Source organism: Actinomadura sp. NBRC 104425, from assembly GCF_030269545.1.
GTDB classification, from domain to species: Bacteria; Actinomycetota; Actinomycetes; order Streptosporangiales; family Streptosporangiaceae; genus Spirillospora; species Spirillospora keratinilytica.
The window spans coordinates 1-21,844 of record NZ_BSTN01000035.1; the positions used below are offsets into that span (position 1 = coordinate 1).

The following is a 21,844-nucleotide window of genomic DNA, read 5'->3' on the forward strand; positions in this document are numbered from 1 at the left end:
GGGCCTCCTGGACGTCGGTGCAGATGTCGTCGCAATCCACACCGAAACCAGAAGGCCCTCCTGTCGTTCAACAACCACCCACGGCGTGTCGCCTGTCACCAACGTCCCCGAACAGCACACCTAGGGCATGTTTCGAAATTGGCCAGAGCCGTTCGTTGATGGCGGCGATGTGGACGGTGACCTGGTAGCGGACGGCGAGCTCGTCGAACCCGGGTGGTCGGCCGCCGCGGATGCCGAGCCGGCGCCGGTGGCCGGCCTGATCGGCCGGTTCGCAGATCGCGGCCGCGATGCCTCACTGCGTCCGGCGTGCGACATGCCGCCACTCACCACACTTCGAAACAGGTCCTAGTCCGCCTCCCAAATCGTCCTGCGCGTCCCGGTAGGAATTGGCGTTGCGCAGCCCGAAGCGCTCTTTGCAGTACAAGACGAGCCCATCAGGGGAAGCCCGGCGCTTTCAGAACTCCGGGACAGGCTTCTCCTGTCCGCAGTCCCGACATTTCTTGGTCGACATGGGCCCGACCCTGACCCACCCCTGTCCCATGTCAGCACTTTGCAATTAGCGACCAAAAAATGGTGTTCATCCTTGGCATTTCTTGTGTCCGTTTTGGACTATTGTCCGCCCTTCTGGATGTAGCTGCGGACGAATTCCTCCGCATTCTCTTCGAGGACTTCGTCGATTTCGTCCAGAATTGCATCGACGTCGTCGTCGAGCTTTTCCTTTCGCTCCTGCAGTTCCTCGGTGGTCGTCGCCTGGGTCTCCTCGACCTCTTCGGTGCGGCGCGTGGTCTGCTTCTGACCGCCGGTGTCCTTCGTGGCCATCCCGTTCCTCCTCTGCCGGTTGCCTCCAGCCTATCCCCGATCTTGGTCGGTGAGCGGATCATGTCGAGCCGTTTCACCGTCCCGGGTCGGCCGGGGGCCTGGTGGGGTTATCGCCCGTCCATCGCCCAGCGAAACGGTCATAACGGTCACAAACCAGCAGCGCCCCCATGTGGCGCTTTACCACATGGGGGCGCTTGTCAGCCCAGATGAAAGGGTTCGGTCAGCCCTCGCCGGTCAGGGTGGCGACCAGGTCGCCGGCGGTGCGGCAGCGGTCCAGCAGGGCGCCCACGTGCTGGCGGGTGCCGCGCAGGGGCTCCAGGGTGGGGACGCGCTGCAGGGACTCGCGGCCGGGGACGTCGAAGATGACCGAATCCCAGGAGGCGGCGGCCACCGAGTCGGCGTACTGGCGCAGGCAGCGGCCGCGGAAGTAGGCGCGGGTGTCCTCGGGCGGGTGCTCGATGGCGTGCTGGACCTCGTCCTCGGAGACGACGCGTTCGATGCGGCCGCGGGCGACCAGGCGGTTGTAGAGGCCCTTGTCGGGGCGGATGTCGGTGTACTGCAGGTCGACCAGCTGCAGCCGCGGATGAGACCAGTCGAGGCCGTCGCGGCTGCGGTAGCCCTCCAGCAGTGCGAGCTTGGCGACCCAGTCGAGCTCGCGGGACAGCTGCATGGGATCGTCGCCGAGGCGGTGCAGGACCGACTCCCAGCGGTCCAGGACGTCCTTGGTCATCTCGTCGACGTCGGCACCGTAGCGGTCCTCGACGTACTTGCGGGACTGCTCGAGGTATTCCATCTGCAGCTGGACGGCGGTCATCTTGCGGCCGTCGCGCAGGGTGAGCAGGTGCTTGCAGGACGGGTCGTGGGAGACGGCGCGCAGGGCGGCGACGGGCATGTCGACGGAGAGGTCGACGGTGAGGAAGCCGTCCTCGATCATGGCGAGGACGAGGGAGGTGGTGCCGAGTTTGAGGTAGGTGGAGACCTCGCTCATGTTGGCGTCGCCGATGATGACGTGCAGGCGCCGGTATTTCTCGGGGTCGGCGTGGGGTTCGTCGCGGGTGTTGATGATGGGGCGTTTGAGGGTGGTCTCCAGGCCGACCTCGACTTCGAAGAAGTCGGCGCGCTGGCTGATCTGGAAGCCGTCGCCGCGGCCGTCGACGCCGATGCCGACGCGGCCGGCGCCGGTGATGACCTGGCGCGAGACGAAGAAGGGGGTGAGGTGGCGGACGATGTCGGCGAAGGGGGTCTCCCTTCGCATGAGGTAGTTCTCGTGGCAGCCGTAGGAGGCGCCTTTGTTGTCGGTGTTGTTCTTGTAGAGCTGGATGGGGTGGGTGCCGGGGATCATGGCGGCGCGTTGGGCGGCGTCGGCCATTACGCGTTCCCCGGCCTTATCCCAGATGACGGCGTCGCGGGGGTTGGTGCATTCGGGGGCGGAGTATTCGGGGTGGGCGTGGTCGACGTAGAGGCGGGCGCCGTTGGTGAGGATGACGTTGGCGAGGCCGAGATCCTCGTCGGTGAGCTGGCTGGGGTCGGCGACCTCGCGGGCGAGGTCGAATCCGCGGGCGTCGCGGAGGGGGTTCTCTTCTTCGAAGTCCCAGCGTGCCCTCCGGGCGCGTGCGGCCGATGCCGCGAGGTAGGCGTTGACGACCTGGGACGAGGTCACCATCGCGTTGGCCCCTGGCTGGCCGGGTACGGAGATGCCGTACTCGGTCTCGATGCCCATCACCCGCCGAACACTCATATCGTCGAGCCTATAGGGGCGGAGGGGGTGGGGCCATGGGGCTCCTCCTCATCGCGCCGTGGTGTCGGGTCGGACGGCGTGTCTGCGGTGGTTTCGGCGGTCTTTTTGTCGGTGGTGCGGGCTTGGTCGGGCGTTTCGGGTGTGCTGTGGGTGGTGTTCTGTGTGCGGGCGGTTTTGCGGAGGCCGCGGTCGATGCGGCGGAGGCGGGTGAAGGCGTCGCGCAGGCGGGGCTTGAGCCAGGCGGCGGCGGGGCGTTCGACGAAGCGGTGGATGAGGTACGCGGCGGCGAGGACGGCGGCGACGATGATGGCGGTGGCGGGCCAGCGGGGGATGTCGGGGTAGATGGCGTGTCCGATGAGGGGCCCGAGTTCGTAGTGGATGAGGTAGGTGGGATAGGTGAGGGCGCCGAGGGTGGCGAAGAAGCGCCAGCGGAGGCGGCGGAGGGCGCCGACGGCGACGAGGGCCATGACGGCGTAGGTGGCGGTGACGATGACAGGGGCGGCGGGCCAGGCGTCGGCGGGGGCGATGTGGTAGGGCTTGCCGGTTGCGGCGGGGACGGCGTGGCGGATGGAGACGGCCCAGGAGAAGGCGGCGATGCCCCACAGGAGGATGTTGGAGCCGAAGCGGTGGATGAGGTAGAAGGCCATCCCGGCGACGAAGTAGGGGGCGTAGCTGGGGATGAGGAGGTTCTTGAGGGTTTCGTTGCCGGTTTCGTCGGCGAAGATGGCCAGGACGGTCCAGGTCCCCATGAACGCGAGGCAGTTGCGGTAGGTGGTGCCCGCGACGACCAGCAGGGCGATGAGGGCGTAGAAGTGCATCTCGACCCAGAGGGTCCAGTAGACGCCGCTGACGTCGGTGACGCCCATGCCGCGCTGGAACATGGTGAGGTTGGGGACGAGGTCTTCGGGGCGTCCCTTGCCCAGGCCGGTGGTGAGGTAGATGGCGCCGATGAGGGCGACGCTGAACCAGTAGGCGGGGTAGAGGCGGGTGATGCGGGAGACGGTGAAGTCGGCGAGGCCGCGCCCCCAGACGCTCATGAGGATGACGAAGCCGCTGATGAGGAAGAACAGTTCGACGCCGAGGTAGCCGAACTGGGTGACCTTCGAGATGGGGCTGAACAGGTCGCGGGCGGTTTCGTCCTTGAAGGCGCCTCCGTTGCCGCCGGTGTAGTGGTAAAGGACCACGGCCATGGCGGCGAGGAAGCGGAGCAGGTCCACCTCGTGGAGGCGGGTGTGGCCTGCGGGACGGGTGCTGGTGTGGGTCTGGGCGGGAGACATCGGCGTCGAGCTTAAGGGACGGGCCCGATGTGTTTGTGCGGTTCTCCGTATTTCGTGTGCTGGCGTGTGGCGGTGGTGGTCATGGTGGGCAGTACGGCTGCGGGGGCGCGTTCGGCCGGGTGGCGGGGCCGGGTGGCCTTTTCTTGCCGCGGGACGGCGGTGAGGGGGGTGGAGATGCGACGCGGCGGCCACCCTGGTGTGGGTGGCCGCCGCGTCGGGTCGTCGTGGTCGGTTGCGGTGTGGCCGTGCGGCCGGGCGGGTGCCCGGCCGTGTTACAGGTACTGGCCGGTGTTGGCGACGGTGTCGATGGACCGGCCTGCTTCGGCGCCCTGCTTGCCGGACACGAGGGTGCGGATGTAGACGATCCGCTCGCCCTTCTTGCCGGAGATGCGGGCCCAGTCGTCGGGGTTGGTGGTGTTGGGCAGGTCCTCGTTCTCGCTGAACTCGTCGACGCAGGCGGCGAGGAGGTGGCTGACGCGCAGTCCCTTCTGGCCGGTGTCGAGGTACTGCTTGATGGCCATCTTCTTGGCGCGGTCGACGATGTTCTGGATCATGGCGCCGGAGTTGAAGTCCTTGAAGTAGAGGACTTCCTTGTCGCCGTTGGCGTAGGTGACCTCGAGGAAGCGGTTCTCCTCGGTTTCGGCGTACATGCGCTCGACGACGCGCTGGATCATGGCGTCGACCGTGGCCTCGGGGCTGCCGCCGTGCTCGGCGAGGTCGTCGGGGTGCAGCGGCAGTTCGGGGCGGATGTACTTGGAGAAGATGTCCTTGGCGGCTTCGGCGTCGGGCCGCTCGATCTTGATCTTGACGTCGAGGCGGCCGGGCCGCAGGATCGCCGGGTCGATCATGTCCTCGCGGTTGGAGGCGCCGATGACGATGACGTTCTCCAGGCCTTCGACGCCGTCGATCTCGCTGAGCAGCTGCGGGACGATGGTGTTCTCGACGTCGGAGGAGACGCCGGAGCCGCGGGTGCGGAAGATGGAGTCCATCTCGTCGAAGAAGACGATGACGGGGGTGCCGGCGGAGGCCTTCTCGCGGGCCCGCTGGAAGACCAGGCGGATGTGGCGTTCGGTCTCGCCGACGTATTTGTTGAGCAGCTCGGGGCCCTTGATGTTGAGGAAGAAGCTCTTGCCCTCCTGGCCGGTCTTCTCGGCGACCTGCTTGGCGAGGGAGTTGGCGACGGCCTTGGCGATGAGGGTCTTGCCGCAGCCGGGCGGGCCGTAGAGCAGCACGCCCTTGGGCGGGCGCAGGTGGTGTTCGCGGAACAGGTCGGCGTGCAGGTAGGGCAGCTCGATGGCGTCGCGGATCATCTCGATCTGGGAGGCCAGCCCGCCGATCTCCTCGTAGGAGATGTCGGGGACCTCTTCCAGGACGAGTTCCTCGACCTCGGCCTTGTGGATCTTCTCGTAGGCGTAGCCGGAGCGCGGTTCGAGCATGAGGGAGTCGCCGGCGCGCAGCGGCACGCCGCGCAGCGGTTCGGCGAGCTTGACGACGCGCTCTTCGTCCGCGTGGGCGATGACCAGGGCGCGTTCGCCGTCGTCGAAGAGCTCTTTGAGCATGACGACCTCGCCCTGGTCTTCGAAGTCGAGGGCCTCGACGACGTTGAGGGCCTCGTTGAGCATGACCTCCTGGCCGCGCTGCAGTTTGTCGACCTCCACGGCGGGGCTGACGTTGACGCGCAGCTTGCGTCCGCCGGTGAAGATGTCGACCGTTCCATCGTCGCGGGCGCCGAGGAAGACGCCGAACCCGGATGGCGGTTGCGCGAGCCTGTCGACCTCCTCCTTGAGCGCCACGATCTGCTCGCGGGCCTCCTTGAGGGTGGCGACGAGTCGTTCGTTCTGCCCCGTCACGGCGGCCAGGTTGGCCTGTGCCTCATGGAGTCGTTCTTCAAGAACCCGAACTTGGCGCGGGGATTCCGCGAGCTTGCGGCGCAGCACGGAGATCTCCTCCTCCAGGAAGGACACCTGCGTCTGAAGGTCCCTGACCTCCTTGTCGTGCTGCGCCCTGCGCGCCCCAGCATCGTCTCGAGCGGCCACGCCCCGTCACCTCCTCACGAAGAGCCGACGACCTACTGAGACCCTACCTATCTGGCGGGCTTCCGTAACCTGCCCTTTCGGTACTCGTGTCGTGCCCGCCGCGGTGCGGCGGTGTGGGGTGGGCGGGTGGTCCGGGTCTCGGATTGCCGTTGTCTGCTGGATTACGCAGGAGAAACGCCGGGCGCGGGGGTGGGATTCCCGGGTCTCGGGGTGTGGGGGGCGGTTCCGGGGGGTCGGGTTCGGTGTGTGAATTGTTTGTTGCGTGCATGCCCGCAGGTGGTGGGGCGTTGCCGTGGGGTGGGGGCGGTGGGGCGGTGGCGGTTCGGGGTTTGCGGGGTGTGATCTAGCTTTCAGGGGTGTCGGGGGCGGTTTCGGCGGTGCCGTCGGTGGCGGGTCCGCCTGCAGCGGGCGTGTCGGGGGCGGGGTGGGCGCCTTTGGCGGGGCGGCGGCGGCGCGGCGGGGGTGTGACGCCTTCGGCGAGGCGGCGGGCGGTCACGAGGAATCCGGTGTGTCCGACCATGCGGTGGTCGGGGCGGACGGCGAGGCCGTCGATGTGCCAGGACCGCAGCAGTGTTTCGAAGGCGTAGGGCTCGGCGAAGGAGCCGTGGGCGCGCAGGTCCTCCACCACGCGGGACATCTGGGTGGTGGTGGCGATGTAGGCGCAGACCAGCCCGCCGGGGATGAGGGCTTTGGCGACGGCGTCCAGGCATTCCCAGGGGGCGAGCATGTCGAGGACGACGCGGTCGATCTCGGTTTCGGTGAGGGCGTCCTCGAGGGAGCCGACGGTGAGGCGCCAGGCGGGGTGCGGGCCGCCGAAGAAGCGTTCGACGTTGGCGCGGGCGACGTCGGCGAAGTCGGGGCGGCGTTCGTAGGAGGAGACCAGGCCGTGTTCGCCGACGGCGCGCAGCAGGAAGCAGGTGAGGGCGCCGGAGCCGGCGCCGGCTTCGACGACGCGGGCGCCGGGGAAGATGTCGGCCATGGCGACGATCTGGGCGGCGTCCTTGGGGTAGACGACGGCGGCGCCGCGGGGCATGCGCAGGGCGTAGTCGGCGAGCAGGGGGCGGAAGGCGAGGTATTCGGTGCCGCCGGTGCTGCGGAAGACGGAGCCTTCGGGGCTGCCGATGATGTCGTCGTGGGCGATGGCGCCTTTGTGGGAGTGGTAGTGCTTGCCGGGTTGGAGGGTGATGGTGTTGACGCGGCCTTTGGGGTCGGTGAGCTGAACCTGGTCGCCGGGGCGGAAGGGTCCGTGGGGGACGCGGCCGGTGGCCGGGCCCTTGGGCGTGGGTTCGCTCATGGTGGTCAGGTTATCGGTGTGCGGGGGCCGCTCAGGCCATTGCGTGAGCGGGCCGGGGGGTTTGCGGGGGGTGCTTCAGATTCCGGCGAAGGCGCGGTCGACGTCGGCGGTGACGAGGACGCCGTAGACGCGTCCGTCGTCCTCCAGGAGCAGGTATTCGGTGGCGGGGGCGCGGCGCAGCGCGGCGATGAGGTCCTCGCCGGTGAGGTCGGCGGGGAGGGTGAGGCCGGGTTCCAGGCCGCGGGACAGGTCGCCGATGGAGATCCAGGGGCGGCGCTGTTCGGGGGTGGCCTGGACGGCCTGCTCGTTGACCAGGCCGCGGGGGCGGCCGTCGCCGTCGACGATGACGAGGGCGCCGGCGTGGTCGCGGTGGGCGCGGCGCACGGCTTCGGAGACGGGGGTCTCGGCGGTGACGAGGGCGGCGCGGCGGGCCAGGCGGCGGGCGTCGAGGTGGGGGATGCGTTCGCGGACGCGTTCGGCGCGGATGGCCTGGCCGGCGCCGACCCAGATGAAGGAGGCGATGAGCGCCGACCACAGCAGGCCGAGCCAGCCGAAGGCGGCGCCGGTGCCGTCGATGCGGTAGGTGGCGATGAACGCGCCGGCGAGCAGGCACAGGACGGCGACGGCGCGGCCGACCCAGCCGGCGAAGACGGCGCCGCTGCGGGAGCGGCCGGTGGCCTTCCAGACTGCGGCGCGGACGAGGCGGCCGCCGTCCAGGGGCAGGCCGGGCAGCAGGTTGAACAGGCCGACGAGCAGGTTGGCGAAGGTGAGGGCGTCGGTGAGCAGGAGCCCGACGGGCGGCAGGGGCAGCAGCAGGTGCGCCAGTATGCCGAGTCCGGCGAGGACGAGGTTGACGAGGGGGCCGGCGAAGGCGATGAGGAATTCGCGGCCGGGGGTGGGGGCTTCGCGTTCGATGGAGGTCTCGCCGCCGAGGACGTGCAGGGTGACGTGGCGGACGGGCAGGCCGAGGCGCAGGGCGGTGACGGCGTGGCTGAGTTCGTGGACGAACACCGAGCCGTAGAGGAGCACGGCGTAGGTGAAGGCGACGGCGAAGCTGGCGGGGCGGGTGACGACGCCGTTGACCTGGCCTTCGAACATGATGGTGACGACGACGGCGACGATGAACCAGCTGGGCGAGACGAACATGGGGACGCCGAACAGGCGTCCGATGTAGAGGCCGGGGCCGGGGTCGCGGGGGCCGCCGCCTGGGCCCGTGGTGCCGCCGGTGCCGGTTTCGCCCTCGGTCTGGGGTGCGCTGTCTGCCACGTCATCGATGCTACGGCCCTGGCGGGGTCGGGCGGGTGGCAGGCCGCCGGGGGCCGGTGGGTGCGGGATTTCGTCGGGGGCGTCCCCTACGCTGCTGGGCTATGACGACCGCCGAGGCCGACCGCCCAGCCAGCTCGCAGTCTTCCGGGGTTCCGCCGGCGCCGCGGCGCGCGCCGGATCGGGAGCCGGGCCGACAGGGGGGCGGCGGTGTGGCGGTGGTGGGGTCGCTGTCGCCGTCGCGGGCGGGCGACTTCATGACGTGTCCGCTGCTGTACCGGTTCCGGGTGATCGATCGGATCCCGGAGCGGCCGAGTCCGGCGCAGGTGCGGGGGACGCTGGTGCATGCGGTGCTGGAGCGGCTGTTCGATCTGCCGACCGAGGCGCGTACGGTGCAGGCCGCGGTGGACATGCTGGTGCCGCAGTGGGAGCGGCTGGTGGCCGAGGAGCCGGAGCTGGCGGAGTTGTTCCGTGCAGCGCCGGACGGCGGCGACGGCGCGTCCGGTGGCACGTCCGGTGAGAGCGAGGCGGACTGGCTGGAGCAGGCGCGCCGCATGGTCGAGCGGTATTTCACCTTGGAGGATCCGCGGCGGCTGGAGCCGGCCGAGCGCGAGGTGTTCGTGGAGACGGTGCTGGAGTCGGGGCTGCGGCTGCGCGGGTTCATCGACCGGGTGGACGTGGCGCCGTCGGGGGACGTGCGCATCGTCGACTACAAGACCGGCACGGCGCCGCGTGCCGACTTCGAGGCGCGGGCGCTGTTCCAGATGAAGTTCTACGCGCTGGTGCTGTGGCGGCTGCGGGGCCGGGTGCCGCGGCTGCTGCAGCTGATGTATCTGGGCAACGGTGAGATCCTGCGGTACGCGCCGGACGAGGCGGATCTGCGGGCGACGCAGCGCAAGGTGGAGGCGTTGTGGCAGGCGATCCGGCGGGCGATGGACACCGGTGAGTGGCGGCACCGGCCGAGCCGGCTGTGCGACTGGTGCGACCACAAGGTGCGGTGCCCGGAGTTCGGCGGCACTCCCCCGCCGCTGCCGGAGGCGCCGGTGGGGCGTCCCTCCCCCGCCGATGCGGAGTCGTCGCTGCGCGAGCACGGCGACCTGTGACGCGGGGTCCTGCCGGGCGGGCGGGTGCGGCGCGGGGATGTGCCGTGTGCGGTGGGTGAGGCGGGCGGTTCCTCCTTGGGGAGGACGGCGAATCCGCGTCCAGGATGGCTCGGCGGCGGGTGCGGCCTCCTAGGGTGAGAACCGTGTCACCCCGCATCCGTGGAGTTCGCAGCTGCCGCGCCTGGCTGCAGGCGCGTCCGCGGGCGGCGGACGCGCTGCTGGCGGTCGTCCTGCTGGCGGCGGGGCTGCCGCAGCTGTACATGGAGCGGCTGCCGCCGGAGCTGAGCGGCGCGTTCGCCCGGCCGGACGCGTTGCAGCTGGTGCTGGTCGGGGCGGCGGCGATGGCGTTGACGTTCCGGCGGACGCATCCGCTGACGACGCTGTGCTTCCTGTCGGGGGTGCAGGTGTGGCTGGGGCTGGGGAATTACCGGCCGAGTGTGCCGGATGTGGTGGCGTTCCTGGTCGGCGTGTACAGCGTGGCGGCGCATCGGGCGCTGGCGCGCAGCTGCCTGGGCGGGCTGCTGGCGCTGGTGGTGTTCAACTGGGTGCTGCTCGGCTATCCGTTCGACCTCGGGTTCTTGATGTACCTGTCGAACAATGCGCTGCTGGTCGGGGTGTGGGTGCTGGGCCGCACCGTGCGGGTGCGGCGGGCGTACTACGCCGAGTTGGAGGATCGGGCGGCGCGGCTCGAGCGGGTGCGCGGCAACGATGCGCGGGCGGCGCGGATGGAGGAGCGGTCGCGGATCGCGCGGGAGCTGCATGACGTGGTGGCGCACCATGTGAGCGTGATGACGGTGCAGGCGGGTGCGGCGCGGCGGATCCTGGACCGCGATCCGGGCAGTGCGCGGGAGGCGATGACCACGATCGAGGAGGTGGGGCGGACCGCGTTGAGCGAGATGCGGCGGATCGTGGGGGTGCTGCGGACCGAGCGGGACGGTGAGCAGGAGGGCCGGGAGCTGGTTCCGCAGCCGGGTCTGGGTGATCTGGAGGAGCTGCTGGACAAGGTGCGGGAGACGGGCCTGTCGGTGCAGCTGTGGATCGAGGGTGAGGCGCAGACGCTGTCGCCGGGGGTGGATGTGGCGGCGTTCCGGCTGATCCAGGAGGCGTTGACCAATACGCTCAAGCATGCGGGGCCGCAGGCGCGGGCGTGGGTGCGGTTGTACTACACCGATGAGGATCTGACGGTGGAGATCGAGGACGACGGGCGCGGCACTGCGACGATCATGGCGGACAACCGGGACGAGCCGGGTCATGGTCTGGTGGGGATGTACGAGCGGGTGGCGTTGTTCGGTGGTGAGCTGCGGATCGGACCGCGGGTGGGGGGCGGTTTCGGGGTGCGGGCCCGTTTTCCGTTGAAGGCGTAGATTGGTCGGCGGTGTGGCGGGGACGGCGTCCCCCCATGTCGCCCTCCGGGTGGCCTCGGGCGGCCGTGTGGCCGTGGCCGGGGGACGGTTGCAGGGGCCCGGCGGCGAGGGCGCCGGGCGGCGAGGCGAGGAGCAGGTGGATGAGCGTGAGCCGGCACGCGGGACGCAGGGTCGGGGCGAGGTCATGAGCGCGGTTCGGGTGCTGCTGGTGGACGACCAGCCGCTGCTGCGGACGGGGTTCCGGCTCATCCTGGAGGCGGAGGCCGACATCGCGGTGGTGGGCGAGGCGGGGGACGGCGCCGCGGCGGTGGAGCTGACCCGGTCGCTGCTGCCGGACGTGGTGCTGATGGACATCCGCATGCCGGGGACGAACGGGATCGAGGCGACCCGGCGGATCGTGCGCGACGGGGCGGCCTCGCACGACCCGAAGGTTCTGATCCTGACGACGTTCGATCTGGACGAGTATGTGATCGAGGCGGTGCGGGCGGGGGCCAGCGGGTTCCTGCTGAAGGATTCGCCGCCGGAGGATCTGGTGCAGGCGATCCGGATCGTGGCGGCGGGGGATGCGATCGTGGCGCCGAGCGTGACGCGGAGGCTGCTGGACAAGTTCGCCACGCGGCTGCCGTCGGTGCAGGAGTCGGCGCCGCCGCCGGGGCTGGACACGCTGACCGAGCGGGAGCGCGAGGTGCTGACGCATGTGGCGCGGGGGCTGTCGAACGCGGAGATCGCCGCGGAGCTGGTGGTCAGTGAGACCACGGTGAAGACGCATGTGGGGAACGTGCTGGCGAAGCTGGGGCTGCGGGACCGGGTGCAGGCGGTGGTGTACGCCTATGAGACGGGGTTGAGCCGTCCCGGGCAGAACTGAACGCGGCGCCGCGCCGTTGACGTCACAGGGGCGCCGCAGGGTCGTTGCATGGACGCTGCGGGGTCGCTGCAGGTCGGCGCGGTCGTCCCTGACGGCGTCCCTGAGGCGCACCCTGATGTGGGCCCGGGTGCGGCCCCTGATGGGCCCCTGTCCTGTGGCCTAGGTCTCCTACTCCGGGAGGACGATGCGGGGGGTGGGGTCCTCCTGCCGGGGAGGGAGCACCGATTCCATGCCTGAGGGCCATCTTCCGGGCACTTGCGGCATCTAAGGTTTTCTTGGCGGCGGTCGACGGGGGAGCTCGGCGCCGCCGGGACGGCCCGGTTCGATGTCCGGTTCAGCCGTCTCTGCCAGTTCCGCCTTCCATTTCGCAGACAGGGGAGTTTACGTGACGAACACCGCCCCATCGACAGCAGACGCGTTCGACGCGCCCGGGGCGGGCGACTTCGCCGCGCGTGCAGAGCAGATCGCCAAGGTCTACGGCTCCGGTGACGCCAAGGTCATCGCGCTGGACGCGGTGACCGTCGGCATCCCGCGCGGCCGGTTCACCGCGATCATGGGTCCGTCGGGGTCCGGCAAGTCCACCCTGATGCACTGCATGGCCGGCCTGGACTCGGTGGACTCCGGGCAGGTCTTCATCGGTGACGTCGAGCTGACCCGGCTGCGCGACAAGCAGCTGACTCGGCTGCGCCGCGACAAGGTCGGATTCATCTTCCAGGCGTTCAACCTGGTGCCGACGCTGACCGCGCTGGAGAACATCACCTTGCCGATGGACATCGCCGGGCGCCGCCCCGACCGGGAGTGGCTGGACAAGGTGATCGACACCGTGGGGCTGCGGCAGCGGCTCAAGCACCGGCCCAACCAGCTGTCGGGCGGGCAGCAGCAGCGGGTGGCGTGCGCCCGCGCGCTGGCGTCCCGACCGGAGATCATCTTCGCGGACGAGCCGACCGGGAACCTGGACTCGCGGTCCGGGGCGGAGGTGCTGTCGTTCCTGCGCGACTCGGTGACCTCGATGGGCCAGACGATCGTGATGGTCACCCATGACCCGTCCGCCGCCGCCTACGCCGACCAGGTGCTGTTCCTGCAGGACGGGCGGATCGTCGACACCATGACCGAGCCGACCGCCGAGCGGGTGCTGGAGCGGATGAAGGGCTTCGACCTGCCGGGAGTGGCCGCCCGATGATGGCCCGGGTCACTCTCCGCAATCTGGCGGCACACAAGATCCGCCTGGTGCTCACCGCGGTCGCGGTGATCCTCGGTGTGGCGTTCGTGTCGGGCACGCTGATCTTCACCGACACGATGAACAAGCAGTTCGACGACCTGTTCGACAGCATCGGCAAGAACGTCGCGGTGGACGTTCGGGCCAAGAAGGCCGTCGACGACCCGATGGACGACGGGACGCAGGCGCTGCCGGTGCCCGCGTCGCTGGTGGAGACGCTGCGCAAGGTGGACGGCGTCAAGGACGTCGCCGGCAACGTCACCGGGTACGCCGCCGTCGTCGGCCGCGACGGCAAGATCGTCGGTACGGAGAGCCAGGGGCCGCCGCAGCTGGGCGTCAACTGGGTGCCCGGCGGCGACTACGAGCTGACCTCCGGGCGGGCGCCCCGCGGCTCCGGCGAGGTCGTGCTGGACTCCGACACCGCCGACAAGGCCGGGCTGCGCGTCGGCGACACCGTGAAGATCGCCACGCAGGGGCCGCCGCAGCGGATGCGGCTGGTCGGGGTGTTCGACGCCGGCGGCATGATGGGCGCCACCATCACCGCGTTCGACACGCCCACCGCGCAGCGGCTGCTGGGCCGCCCCGGCTACTTCAGCGACATCCAGCTGAGCTCGGCCGGGCCGAGCGAGACCGAGCTGCGGGACCGGGTCGCGCGGGTGCTGCCCGCCGGGTACGAGGCGATCACCGGCACCCAGCTGCGGGAGGACGCCAAGAGCGACGTCGCGACGTTCATGGGGTTCTTCCGCACGTTCCTGCTGGTGTTCGCGCTCATCTCGATCTTCGTCGGGGCGTTCATCATCTTCAACACCTTCTCCATGCTGGTCGCCCAGCGCACCCGGGAGCTGGCGCTGCTGCGCGCGATCGGCGCGGCCCGCCCGCAGATCACCCGCGCGGTGGTGGGTGAGGCCGTCGCGGTCGGCGCGGTCGGGTCGACGCTGGGCCTGGCCGCGGGCGCCGGGCTGGCGGCGCTGCTGAACGCCCAGATCATGGGCGAGGACGGCGGCGCCCTGGTGTTCACCGCCACCCCGGTGATCTGGTCGTACGCGGTGGGGATCGTGGTGACCGTGGTGTCGGCGTACTTCCCGGCGCGCCGCGCCGCCAAGGTGCCGCCGGTGGCGGCGATGCGCGACGACGTGGCGCTGCCGCAGCGGTCGCTGCGGGTCCGGGTGGCGCTGGGGTCGCTGCTGACCGCGGCGGGCGCGGCGCTGATCGCGCTGGGCCTGACCGCCGGCGGCGGGAACCCGGCGATCCCGGTGGGGATCGGGGCGCTGCTGGTGTTCCTCGGCGTCGCGATGCTCGCCCCGGTGATCAGCGTTCCGGTGGTGCGGGTGCTGGGTGCGCCGTTCGCGCGGCTGATGGGCGCGCCGGGGCGGCTGGCGCGGCAGAACGCGCTGCGCAACCCGCGGCGCACCGCCGCCACCGCCGCCGCCCTCATGATCGGCCTGGCGTTGATCACTGCGGTGAACGTGCTGGGATCGTCGATGCGGGCGTCGGTGGACGCGCAGATCGACAAGCAGTTCGCCGCCGACCTGGTGGTGTCGCCGACCGGTGCGGGCGGCATGGGCACCGAGGTCGCCGGGAAGGTCGCCGCCGCGCCCGGTGTGACGGCCGCCACCGCGTACTCCCTGGGGCAGGCCAAGTTCGACGGCAAGCGGCACTACTACGTGGCGGGCGACGTCGCGGCGCTGGCGCGGGGCTCCAACCTGAAGATGGTGTCCGGTGGGACGGCGCTGGGCCGCGACGGAATGCTGGTCGACGAGGACACCGCCGACGGCGGCAAGTTGACGGTCGGCAGCGTCGTGCCGGTGCAGTTCCCCGACGGCAAGACCGAGCGGCTGCGGGTCGCCGGCGTGTACGCCAAGAACGACCTGCTGGGTTCGCGGGTGGTGGCGCAGCAGACGTACCTGGCGCACACGCCCCGGCCGCGGGTGCAGGGCGTCATCGTCGAGGCGGCGGACGGCGCGGCCGTCAAGCAGGCGGTGGAGCGCGCCCTGGCCGACTACCCGAACGTCAAGGTGCAGGACCGTGCCGCGCTGAAGGAGCAGGCCGCCGAGCAGGTCGACGGGTTCGTGACGTTCCTGACCATCCTGCTGGTCATGTCGGTGATCATCGCGGCGGTCGGGGTGGTGAACACGCTGGCGCTGTCGGTGATCGAACGCACCCGGGAGATCGGGCTGCTGCGGGCCATCGGCACCGACCGGCGGCAGCTGCGCCGCATGATCCGGCTGGAGTCGATCGTGATCGCGGTGTTCGGGGCGGTGCTCGGCATCGCCATCGGCGTGGTGTTCGGCGCCGCGCTGCAGCAGGCCCTCGAGGGCGAGGGGCTGACCGAGCTGAGCGTCCCCGCCGGGACTCTGGGGGTCTACCTGGTGGTGGCCGCCGTGATCGGGGTGGTGGCGGCGGTGTGGCCGGCGTGGCGCGCCGGGCGCATGGACGTGCTGAAGGCCATCTCCACCGAGTGACCCGGCGCCGACTGTTCGAGCGGGCGTCCCGTGCGGCTGCGGCCGCGCGGGGCGCCCGTTCCCATGTCCGGCGTCATGTCCGGCGTCATGTCCGGCGTCATGTCCGGCGGGGGCTGACGGCGGCGTGCACGGCGTCGCCCAGCACGGTGAACGCGATCGTGGCGGCCAGCAGCAGCCCGGCCGGCACCAGCAGGAACCACCACGCCGTCTGGTAGTAGTCCTGCGCCTCGGCCAGCATCCCGCCCCAGCTGGGCGTGGCCGGGTCGGCGCCCGCGCCCAGGAACGTCAGCGTGGACTCCAGCACGATCGCCTGCGGCACCTGCAGCGCCGCCAGCGCCGTCACCGGCGCGGCCAGGTTCGGCGCCACCTCCACCGCCATGATCCACAGGGGGCCGGCGCCGAGGGCCCGCGCCGCCTGCACGTACTCCTGTTCGCGGATCGCCAGCACCTGCCCCCGCACCACCCGCGCCATCCCCGCCGCGGAGAACACGGCGATCACGCACACCGTCGTGGCCAGGCCGCCGCCGAACGTGGTCGCCACCACGATCGCGACCAGCAGGTAGGGGAAGGACAGGACGATGTCGGCGAGCCGGCCCAGCAGCGCGTCGGCGGCGCCGCCCAGCAGGCCCGCCGCCGTGCCGGCCGCCGTGCCCAGCAGCGTCGCCAGCGCCGTCGCGGCCACCCCGACCAGCAGCGACACGCGGGCGCCGTAGGCGGCGCGGACCAGCACGTCGCGGCCGAGGGCATCGGCGCCGAGCCAGAACTCCCCCGACGGTGGCACCGGCCGCCCCGAGGGGTCCAGGCCGGTCGCCGGGTAGCCGCGGCCGGCGGCGTGGCCGGTCCAGCGCTCCAGCAGCGGCGCGGCGGCGGCGAACGCCACCAGCAGCGCCAACACGGCCAGCGCGGCGGTCGCCGACCGGTCGCGGCGCAGCCGCGCCAGCGCCAGGCGCCACGGTCCGCGCGGCGCCGCGAGCCGCGCGGACGCGGCCCGCATCCGGGTCGTGGCGGCGAGCACCCCCGCGTCCCGCATCTGCCCTCCCGCGTCGTCCGGCCGATCCGTCACCGGGACGAATCTTTTGCACGGGAGGCATCGTGTCACGTCGAGTGGCCAGACCGTTACCCGACGGGGGCCCGGGAGTGTCAGGTCACCGGCGCCCGCGAGGCGGACGCCGCCCGACGCTGCTCGGCGCTGGTCAGGTCTGCGGCTACTCGTCGACGGGGACGGGGTCGGCCTCGGCGGCGGACGCGCCGCTGTGGGCGACGGCGGCCTTGGCGACCTCGTCGGTGGCGCTGACCGTGGCGTTCTCCGGGAAGTGGCAGGCGGCCAGGTGCCCCGGGCTCAGCTCCACCAGCGGCGGCTCGACCTGCTTGCAGATGTCCTGCGCCTTCCAGCAGCGGGTGTGGAAGCGGCAGGCCGGCGGCGGGTCCAGCGGGCTGGGCACGTCGCCCTGCAGGCGGATGCGCTCGCGGTCGCCCCGCCGCGCCGGGTCGGGGATCGGCACCGCCGACAGCAGCGCGTTGGTGTAGGGGTGCATCGGCCGCTCGTACAGGTCGTCGCGGTCCGCCAGCTCCACGATCTTGCCGAGGTACATGACGGCGACCCGGTCGGAGATGTGCCGCACCACCGACAGGTCGTGCGCGATGACGATGTAGGTGAGGTTCAGCTCGTCCTGCAGGTCCTCCAGCAGGTTCACCACCTGCGCCTGCACCGACACGTCCAGCGCCGACACCGGCTCGTCGGCCACGATCAGCTTGGGCCGCAGCGCCAGGGTGCGGGCGATGCCGATGCGCTGCCGCTGACCGCCGGAGAACTCGTGCGGGTAGCGGTTGTAGTGCTCGGGGTTGAGGCCGACCAGCTCCAGCAGCTCCTGCACGGCCTTCTTGACGCCCTGCTCGGTTGCGATCTTCTGCAGCCGGAACGGCGCCCCGACGATCGCCCCGACCGTCTGCCGCGGGTTCAGCGACGAGTACGGATCCTGGAAGATCATCTGGATGTCCCGGCGCAGCGGCCGCAGCTGCCGCTGGGACATGTGGGTGATGTCCTGCCCTTCGAAGGTGATCGAGCCGAAGCTGGGCTCCAGCAGCCGCATGATCATGCGGCCGGTGGTGGTCTTGCCGCAGCCCGACTCGCCCACCAGGCCCAGCGTCTCGCCCTTGCGGACCGAGAACGACACCCCGTCCACGGCCTTGACGGCGCCGACCTGCCGCCGCAGCAGCCCGGCGGTGACCGGGAAGTGCTTGCCGAGGTTCTGCACCGACAGCAGGAGCTCGGCCTCGGTGGCGGTCTCGGTCTCGGCCGCGGTTGTCTTGGTGCTCACAGTCGTCCCACCCGTGCTCGTCACAGTTTCGGCGCGATCTCGGTGTTCCAGATCTCCCGCCGCCGGCTCAGCGGCAGGTGGCAGGCGACCTTGTGGCCCGGTTCCACCTCGCGCAGCTCCGGCCGTTCCGTCTCGCTCTTGCCGTCGGTCAGCCCGGCGTAGGCGCAGCGCGGGTTGAACGCGCAGCCCTGCGGCACGTTGATCAGGCTCGGCGGGGTGCCCTTGATCGGCATGAGCCGTTCCGCGCGGGCCCGGTCCAGCCGCGGCATCGACCCGAGCAGGCCCCACGTGTAGGGGTGCAGCGGCCGGTGGAAGGCGTCGTCGACGGAGGCGTACTCCACGCAGCGGCCCGCGTACATCACCAGGATGTCGTCGGACAGCTCGGCCACCACCCCCAGGTCGTGGGTGATCATGATGACCGCGGAGTTGAACTCCTCCTGCAGATCGCGGATGAGGTCGAGGATCTGCGCCTGCACCGTCACGTCCAGCGCGGTGGTGGGCTCGTCGGCGATCAGCAGTTCGGGGTTGCAGGACAGCGCCATCGCGATCATCGCGCGCTGGCGCATGCCGCCGGAGAACTGGTGCGGGTAGTCGTCCACCCGCCGGTCCGGGCGGGGGATGCCGACCCGGCCGAGCATGTCGATGGCGTGCTTGCGGGCGACCTGCTTGGACACGTCGTTGTGCAGCCGGTACGCCTCGATGATCTGCTGGCCCACCGTGTAGAACGGGTGCATCGCCGACAGCGGGTCCTGGAAGATCATCGCCATGGTCCGGCCGCGGAGCCGACGCACCTCGTCGGGCGGGGCGCCGACCAGCTCCTTGCCGTTCAGCCAGATCTCCCCCGACACGCGGGCGTTACGCCGGTTGTGCAGGCCGAGGATGCCCAGGCTGGTGACGCTCTTGCCGGAGCCGGACTCGCCCACGATGCCGAGGGTCTTGCCGCGTTCGAGCCGGAACGACAGCCCGTCCACCGACTTGACCAGGCCGTCGTCGGTCGGGAAGTGGATGCGCAGGTCGCGCACTTCCAGGAACGCCGTCGACGGCGACCCGGCGGTGTCGGCGGCCGTCTTCACCAGGCCGATGCCCTCGCCGGCCTTCTCGCCGGCGCTCTTGCCGCCCTTCGTGCCGTCGACCTTGCGGACCGCGCCCGTGACGATCTCGACCTCGCCGGCCTTGTCGGCCTTGTCCTTGCCCTTCGCCATCAGCTGTGCCTCACCCTCGGGTCGACGATCCCGTACAGCAGGTCGACGACCAGGTTCGCCAGGACGATGAACAGCGCCGCGACCGACACCACGCCGAGCACCACCGGAAGGTCGCTGCCGACCACGCCGGCCAGCGCCAGCTCGCCCAGGCCGTGCAGCCCGAACGTGCGTTCGGTGAGCACCGCGCCGCCCAGCAGCAGCCCGATGTCCAGGCCGAACAGCGTCAGCAGCGGCGTCAGCGTGCCGCGCAGCGCGTGCTTGGTGATGACCGTCTTCTCCGGCAGCCCCTTGGCCCGCGCGGTGCGGATGTAGTCCTCGTTCAGGGTGTCCAGCATGCCCGCCCGCGTCATCCGCGCGTACATCGCCGCGTACAGGAACGCCAGCGTCACCCACGGGAGTATGAGATTACCCGCCCAGGCGAACGGGTTGTCCAGGAAGGAGTGGTAGCTGACCGGCGGCAGCAGGCCCCACTCGTGCACGATGAACGTCAGCGACAGCAGACCGGTGAAGAAGATCGGCAGCGACACTCCGGCCAGCGCCACCAGCATCGCGGCCCGGTCGAAGATCGAGCCCTTGCGCAGCGCCGACAGCACGCCGATGGACACGCCGATCGCCAGCCACAGCGTCGCCGCCCCCACCACCAGCGAGAGCGTCACCGGGAACCGGTCGACGATCTGGTCGGTGACGTTGGTGCTGGTGCGGAAGGAGTAGCCGAAGCACGGCGCCGGGCAGTCGATCTTCTCGGTGCCGGTGTCGTAGGTGTCGCCGACCACCACGCCCTTGAGGAACCGGCCGTACTGCACCGGGATGGGGTCGTCGAACCCGAGCCGTTCCTTGATGGCCTGCACCGTCTCCGGCGTCGGCGACTTGCCGGCGAAACGGGAGGCCAGTTCGTCGGTGCTGGTGCCGGCCAACCGGGGCAGCAGGAAGAAGATGGAGAAGGTGACCGCGCTGATGACCACCATCAGCGCGACCGCGCCCACGAGCCGGCGAACGATGTATGCGATCACGGTCTGCGGCGGTGGGCGGCCGCCCGGGCTCGTGACCCGGGCGGCCGCCCGACGCCTTCACCTGCTTTCGTTCAGCGAGTGGTGTCGGGGCCTCAGCCGCTCAGGCCGAGCGTGGAGTAGTTGTACATGCCGTAGCCCTCGTGGAAGAAGACGTTGGTCAGCGTCTCCGGCCGGTACAGCAGGGACTTGGCGTACACGTTGGGGATGACACCGGCCTCCTTGCGGAAGATGTCGTCCACCTGGTTGTACAGCTGGGCGCGCTGGTTGCGGTCGGCGATGCCCATCACGTCGTCCCAGATCTTGTTGACCTGGGCGTTGTCGAACAGGCCCGCGTTGGCGTTGCCGGACTCGACGATCGCGTCCTTGTCGGTGATCGCCTGCAGGAAGCCGTAGCCGGTCGGCCAGTCGGCGTGCCAGCCGTAGGTGCCGAGGCCGATGCCCTCCTTCTCGACGAAGGACGGCGAGCCGAACTGGTCGTTGGTGTAGGTGTTGGCCGGGTAGCCCTGCAGGTTCAGCTTGATGCCGACGCGGCCCAGGGACTGCTGCAGCGCCTCGGCGACCGCCTTCTCCTTCGGCCGGTCGCTGCGGTAGACCATCTTGGTCTCGAAGCCGTTGGGCTTGCCGCACCGCTGCAGCGCCTGCTTGGCCTGCTCGACGTCGCCGGTGTAGCCCTTCTCGGCCTTGGTGTAGTAGTCGGTGCCCTTCTGGCGGCCCTCGACGTTCGGCGGCATGATCGAGGTGGACAGCTCGCCGCCGACGTCACCGCCGTAGGCGCGCCACATCGCGTCGCGGTTGGCGGCCCACACCATCGCCTTGCGGCACTCCAGCGGGATCAGCTTGGTGTTGATCGGGTTGTACCAGCTGAAGCCGCCGGGCGGGTTGTCGGCGTTCTCCCGCTTCTTGGGGTCGGTGAGGATCGCCTTGCGGGCGTTGTCCTGCACGCCGGTGCCCGGCAGGTCCACGTGGATCTGCCCGGCCATCAGCTGGTTGTCCAGCTCGTCGGCGTTCATGCCGGCGATCAGCTGGATCTGGTCGGGCAGCTGCTTGCGGTTGGGGTCGGTGGACTGGTCCCACTGGTCGTTGCGGACCAGCGTGCCGCCCTTGCCGGGCTCGTAGTCCTTCTCCCACTTGTAGGGGCCGGACGACACCGGGTGCAGGCCGTACCGCTCGCCCTTGTCCTTGCTCTGCGGCACCGGCGTGGTCTGGCCGCTGAAGGTGACCAGCTCGTTGAACTCGGCGAACGGCTTCTTGAGGTGGAAGACGACGGTGTAGTCGTCGGGGGTGGTGACGCCCTTGAAGTGGTCGAGGTTCTTGTCCTTGTAGGGGCCCTTGTAACCGTCGGCGTCCAGGAGGGCGGAGAAGTAGCTCGGGCCGTTGCGCAGCACGCCGCGGTCGAAGGTGCGGGCCACGGCGTAGCGGATGTCCTTCGCCGTGATCTCCGTGCCGTCCTCGTACTTCAGGCCCTTCTTCAGCTTGTAGGTCCAGCTCTTGCCGTCCGGGCTGACCTGGCCGAGGCCCTCGGCGAGGTCCGGGACCGGCTGCCAGCCCTCGGCGCCGGGCTTGGCCGGGTAGGTCAGCAGCATCCGCGAGTACAGCCGGGCGAAGTTGTTCGCCCACGCGTAGTACATGTCGCCCGGGTCGATCGAGTCGATGTCGGAGCTGGTGGCCATCTTCAGCACGCCGCCGCGCCGGTCCGACGGGTTGTGGATCTTGCCGACGGCGGCATTGCTGACCTGGGTGCTGGCGCTGCCGCTTTCGTCGTCGCCGCCTCCGCACGCCGACACCAGGCTGACTGCCAGTGCGCCGGCGGCCGCGGCCGCAAGGACCTTGGGCCTTCTCATGAGTTCCCTTTCAACTATGACGGTCGTCCCCGCGGG

The 21,844-nt window shown here is 70.5% G+C and carries 16 protein-coding genes; 5 read left to right on the forward strand and 11 right to left on the reverse strand.

The window, feature by feature from the left end:
- Window positions 1-609: 609 nt before the first annotated feature.
- The 6 genes from QSK22_RS30510 to QSK22_RS30535 form a co-directional block, all read right to left on the reverse strand.
- On the reverse strand, window positions 610-819 hold the full coding sequence (locus QSK22_RS30510; RefSeq protein ID WP_285497922.1) for a ubiquitin-like protein Pup: 210 nt from the start codon (window positions 817-819) through the stop codon (window positions 610-612).
- Between the two features lie 220 nt (window positions 820-1,039).
- On the reverse strand, window positions 1,040-2,557 hold the full coding sequence (dop, locus tag QSK22_RS30515) for a depupylase/deamidase Dop (RefSeq protein WP_285497923.1): 1,518 nt from the start codon (window positions 2,555-2,557) through the stop codon (window positions 1,040-1,042).
- Window positions 2,554-3,834 carry an acyltransferase family protein gene (locus QSK22_RS30520; RefSeq protein WP_285497924.1) on the reverse strand — a complete coding sequence of 427 codons (1,281 nt, stop codon included), beginning with the start codon at window positions 3,832-3,834 and terminating at the stop codon, window positions 2,554-2,556. Before QSK22_RS30520 ends, dop begins: the two co-directional genes overlap by 4 nt.
- A 272-nt stretch (window positions 3,835-4,106) precedes the next feature.
- Window positions 4,107-5,870, reverse strand: a complete 1,764-nt coding sequence (gene arc, locus QSK22_RS30525) for a proteasome ATPase (protein ID WP_285497925.1) — start codon at window positions 5,868-5,870, stop codon at window positions 4,107-4,109.
- A gap of 343 nt (window positions 5,871-6,213) precedes the next feature.
- On the reverse strand, window positions 6,214-7,164 hold the full coding sequence (locus tag QSK22_RS30530) for a tRNA (adenine-N1)-methyltransferase (protein WP_285497926.1): 951 nt from the start codon (window positions 7,162-7,164) through the stop codon (window positions 6,214-6,216).
- Window positions 7,165-7,239: 75 nt separating this feature from the next.
- Window positions 7,240-8,430: a site-2 protease family protein gene (locus QSK22_RS30535; RefSeq protein WP_285497927.1), complete on the reverse strand. Its 1,191-nt coding sequence runs from the start codon at window positions 8,428-8,430 to the stop codon at window positions 7,240-7,242.
- Between the two features lie 254 nt (window positions 8,431-8,684).
- On the opposite strand from QSK22_RS30535, the gene QSK22_RS30540 reads away from it, so the two are divergent.
- From QSK22_RS30540 to QSK22_RS30560, 5 genes are all read left to right on the forward strand, one after another.
- Window positions 8,685-9,530, forward strand: coding sequence for a RecB family exonuclease (locus QSK22_RS30540; protein ID WP_502872390.1), 846 nt, complete (start codon window positions 8,685-8,687; stop codon window positions 9,528-9,530).
- Between the two features lie 143 nt (window positions 9,531-9,673).
- Entirely contained in the window at window positions 9,674-10,894 is a 1,221-nt protein-coding gene (locus QSK22_RS30545) for a sensor histidine kinase (RefSeq protein ID WP_285497930.1), read from the forward strand.
- 184 nt (window positions 10,895-11,078) lie between these two features.
- Window positions 11,079-11,759 carry a response regulator gene (locus tag QSK22_RS30550; RefSeq protein ID WP_285497931.1) on the forward strand — a complete coding sequence of 227 codons (681 nt, stop codon included), beginning with the start codon at window positions 11,079-11,081 and terminating at the stop codon, window positions 11,757-11,759.
- A gap of 385 nt (window positions 11,760-12,144) precedes the next feature.
- Entirely contained in the window at window positions 12,145-12,939 is a 795-nt protein-coding gene (locus tag QSK22_RS30555; protein ID WP_285497932.1) for an ABC transporter ATP-binding protein, read from the forward strand.
- Window positions 12,940-12,986: 47 nt separating this feature from the next.
- Window positions 12,987-15,437 (forward strand): ABC transporter permease, encoded by a 2,451-nt coding sequence (locus QSK22_RS30560; protein ID WP_285497933.1) that lies wholly within the window; start codon window positions 12,987-12,989, stop codon window positions 15,435-15,437.
- Between the two features lie 97 nt (window positions 15,438-15,534).
- On the opposite strand, the gene QSK22_RS30565 is transcribed toward QSK22_RS30560, so the two are convergent.
- The 5 genes from QSK22_RS30565 to QSK22_RS30585 form a co-directional block, all read right to left on the reverse strand.
- A complete protein-coding gene (locus tag QSK22_RS30565; protein WP_285497934.1) occupies window positions 15,535-16,500 on the reverse strand; it encodes an ABC transporter permease in 966 nt (321 codons plus the stop codon).
- A gap of 142 nt (window positions 16,501-16,642) precedes the next feature.
- Complete coding sequence (locus QSK22_RS30570) at window positions 16,643-17,755, reverse strand: ABC transporter ATP-binding protein (RefSeq protein ID WP_285497936.1); 1,113 nt, start codon at window positions 17,753-17,755, stop codon at window positions 16,643-16,645.
- A 20-nt stretch (window positions 17,756-17,775) separates the two neighbouring features.
- Window positions 17,776-18,957: an ABC transporter ATP-binding protein gene (locus tag QSK22_RS30575; RefSeq protein ID WP_285497937.1), complete on the reverse strand. Its 1,182-nt coding sequence runs from the start codon at window positions 18,955-18,957 to the stop codon at window positions 17,776-17,778.
- Complete coding sequence (locus QSK22_RS30580; protein WP_285497938.1) at window positions 18,957-19,967, reverse strand: ABC transporter permease; 1,011 nt, start codon at window positions 19,965-19,967, stop codon at window positions 18,957-18,959. The genes QSK22_RS30575 and QSK22_RS30580 overlap by 1 nt, the downstream gene beginning before the upstream one ends.
- Window positions 19,968-20,059: 92 nt before the next feature.
- A complete protein-coding gene (locus tag QSK22_RS30585) occupies window positions 20,060-21,808 on the reverse strand; it encodes an ABC transporter substrate-binding protein (RefSeq protein WP_285497939.1) in 1,749 nt (582 codons plus the stop codon).
- Window positions 21,809-21,844: the final 36 nt, after the last annotated feature.

Coding starts and splice junctions, on each gene's coding strand:
- QSK22_RS30510 (WP_285497922.1), bottom strand. CDS start 819: ATGGCCACGAAGGACACCGGCGGTCAGAAGCAGACCACGCGCCGCACC.
- dop (WP_285497923.1), bottom strand. CDS start 2,557: ATGAGTGTTCGGCGGGTGATGGGCATCGAGACCGAGTACGGCATCTCC.
- QSK22_RS30520 (WP_285497924.1), bottom strand. CDS start 3,834: ATGTCTCCCGCCCAGACCCACACCAGCACCCGTCCCGCAGGCCACACC.
- QSK22_RS30530 (WP_285497926.1), bottom strand. CDS start 7,164: ATGAGCGAACCCACGCCCAAGGGCCCGGCCACCGGCCGCGTCCCCCAC.
- QSK22_RS30540 (WP_502872390.1), top strand. CDS start 8,685: ATGACGTGTCCGCTGCTGTACCGGTTCCGGGTGATCGATCGGATCCCG.
- QSK22_RS30550 (WP_285497931.1), top strand. CDS start 11,079: ATGAGCGCGGTTCGGGTGCTGCTGGTGGACGACCAGCCGCTGCTGCGG.
- QSK22_RS30575 (WP_285497937.1), bottom strand. CDS start 18,957: ATGGCGAAGGGCAAGGACAAGGCCGACAAGGCCGGCGAGGTCGAGATC.
- QSK22_RS30585 (WP_285497939.1), bottom strand. CDS start 21,808: ATGAGAAGGCCCAAGGTCCTTGCGGCCGCGGCCGCCGGCGCACTGGCA.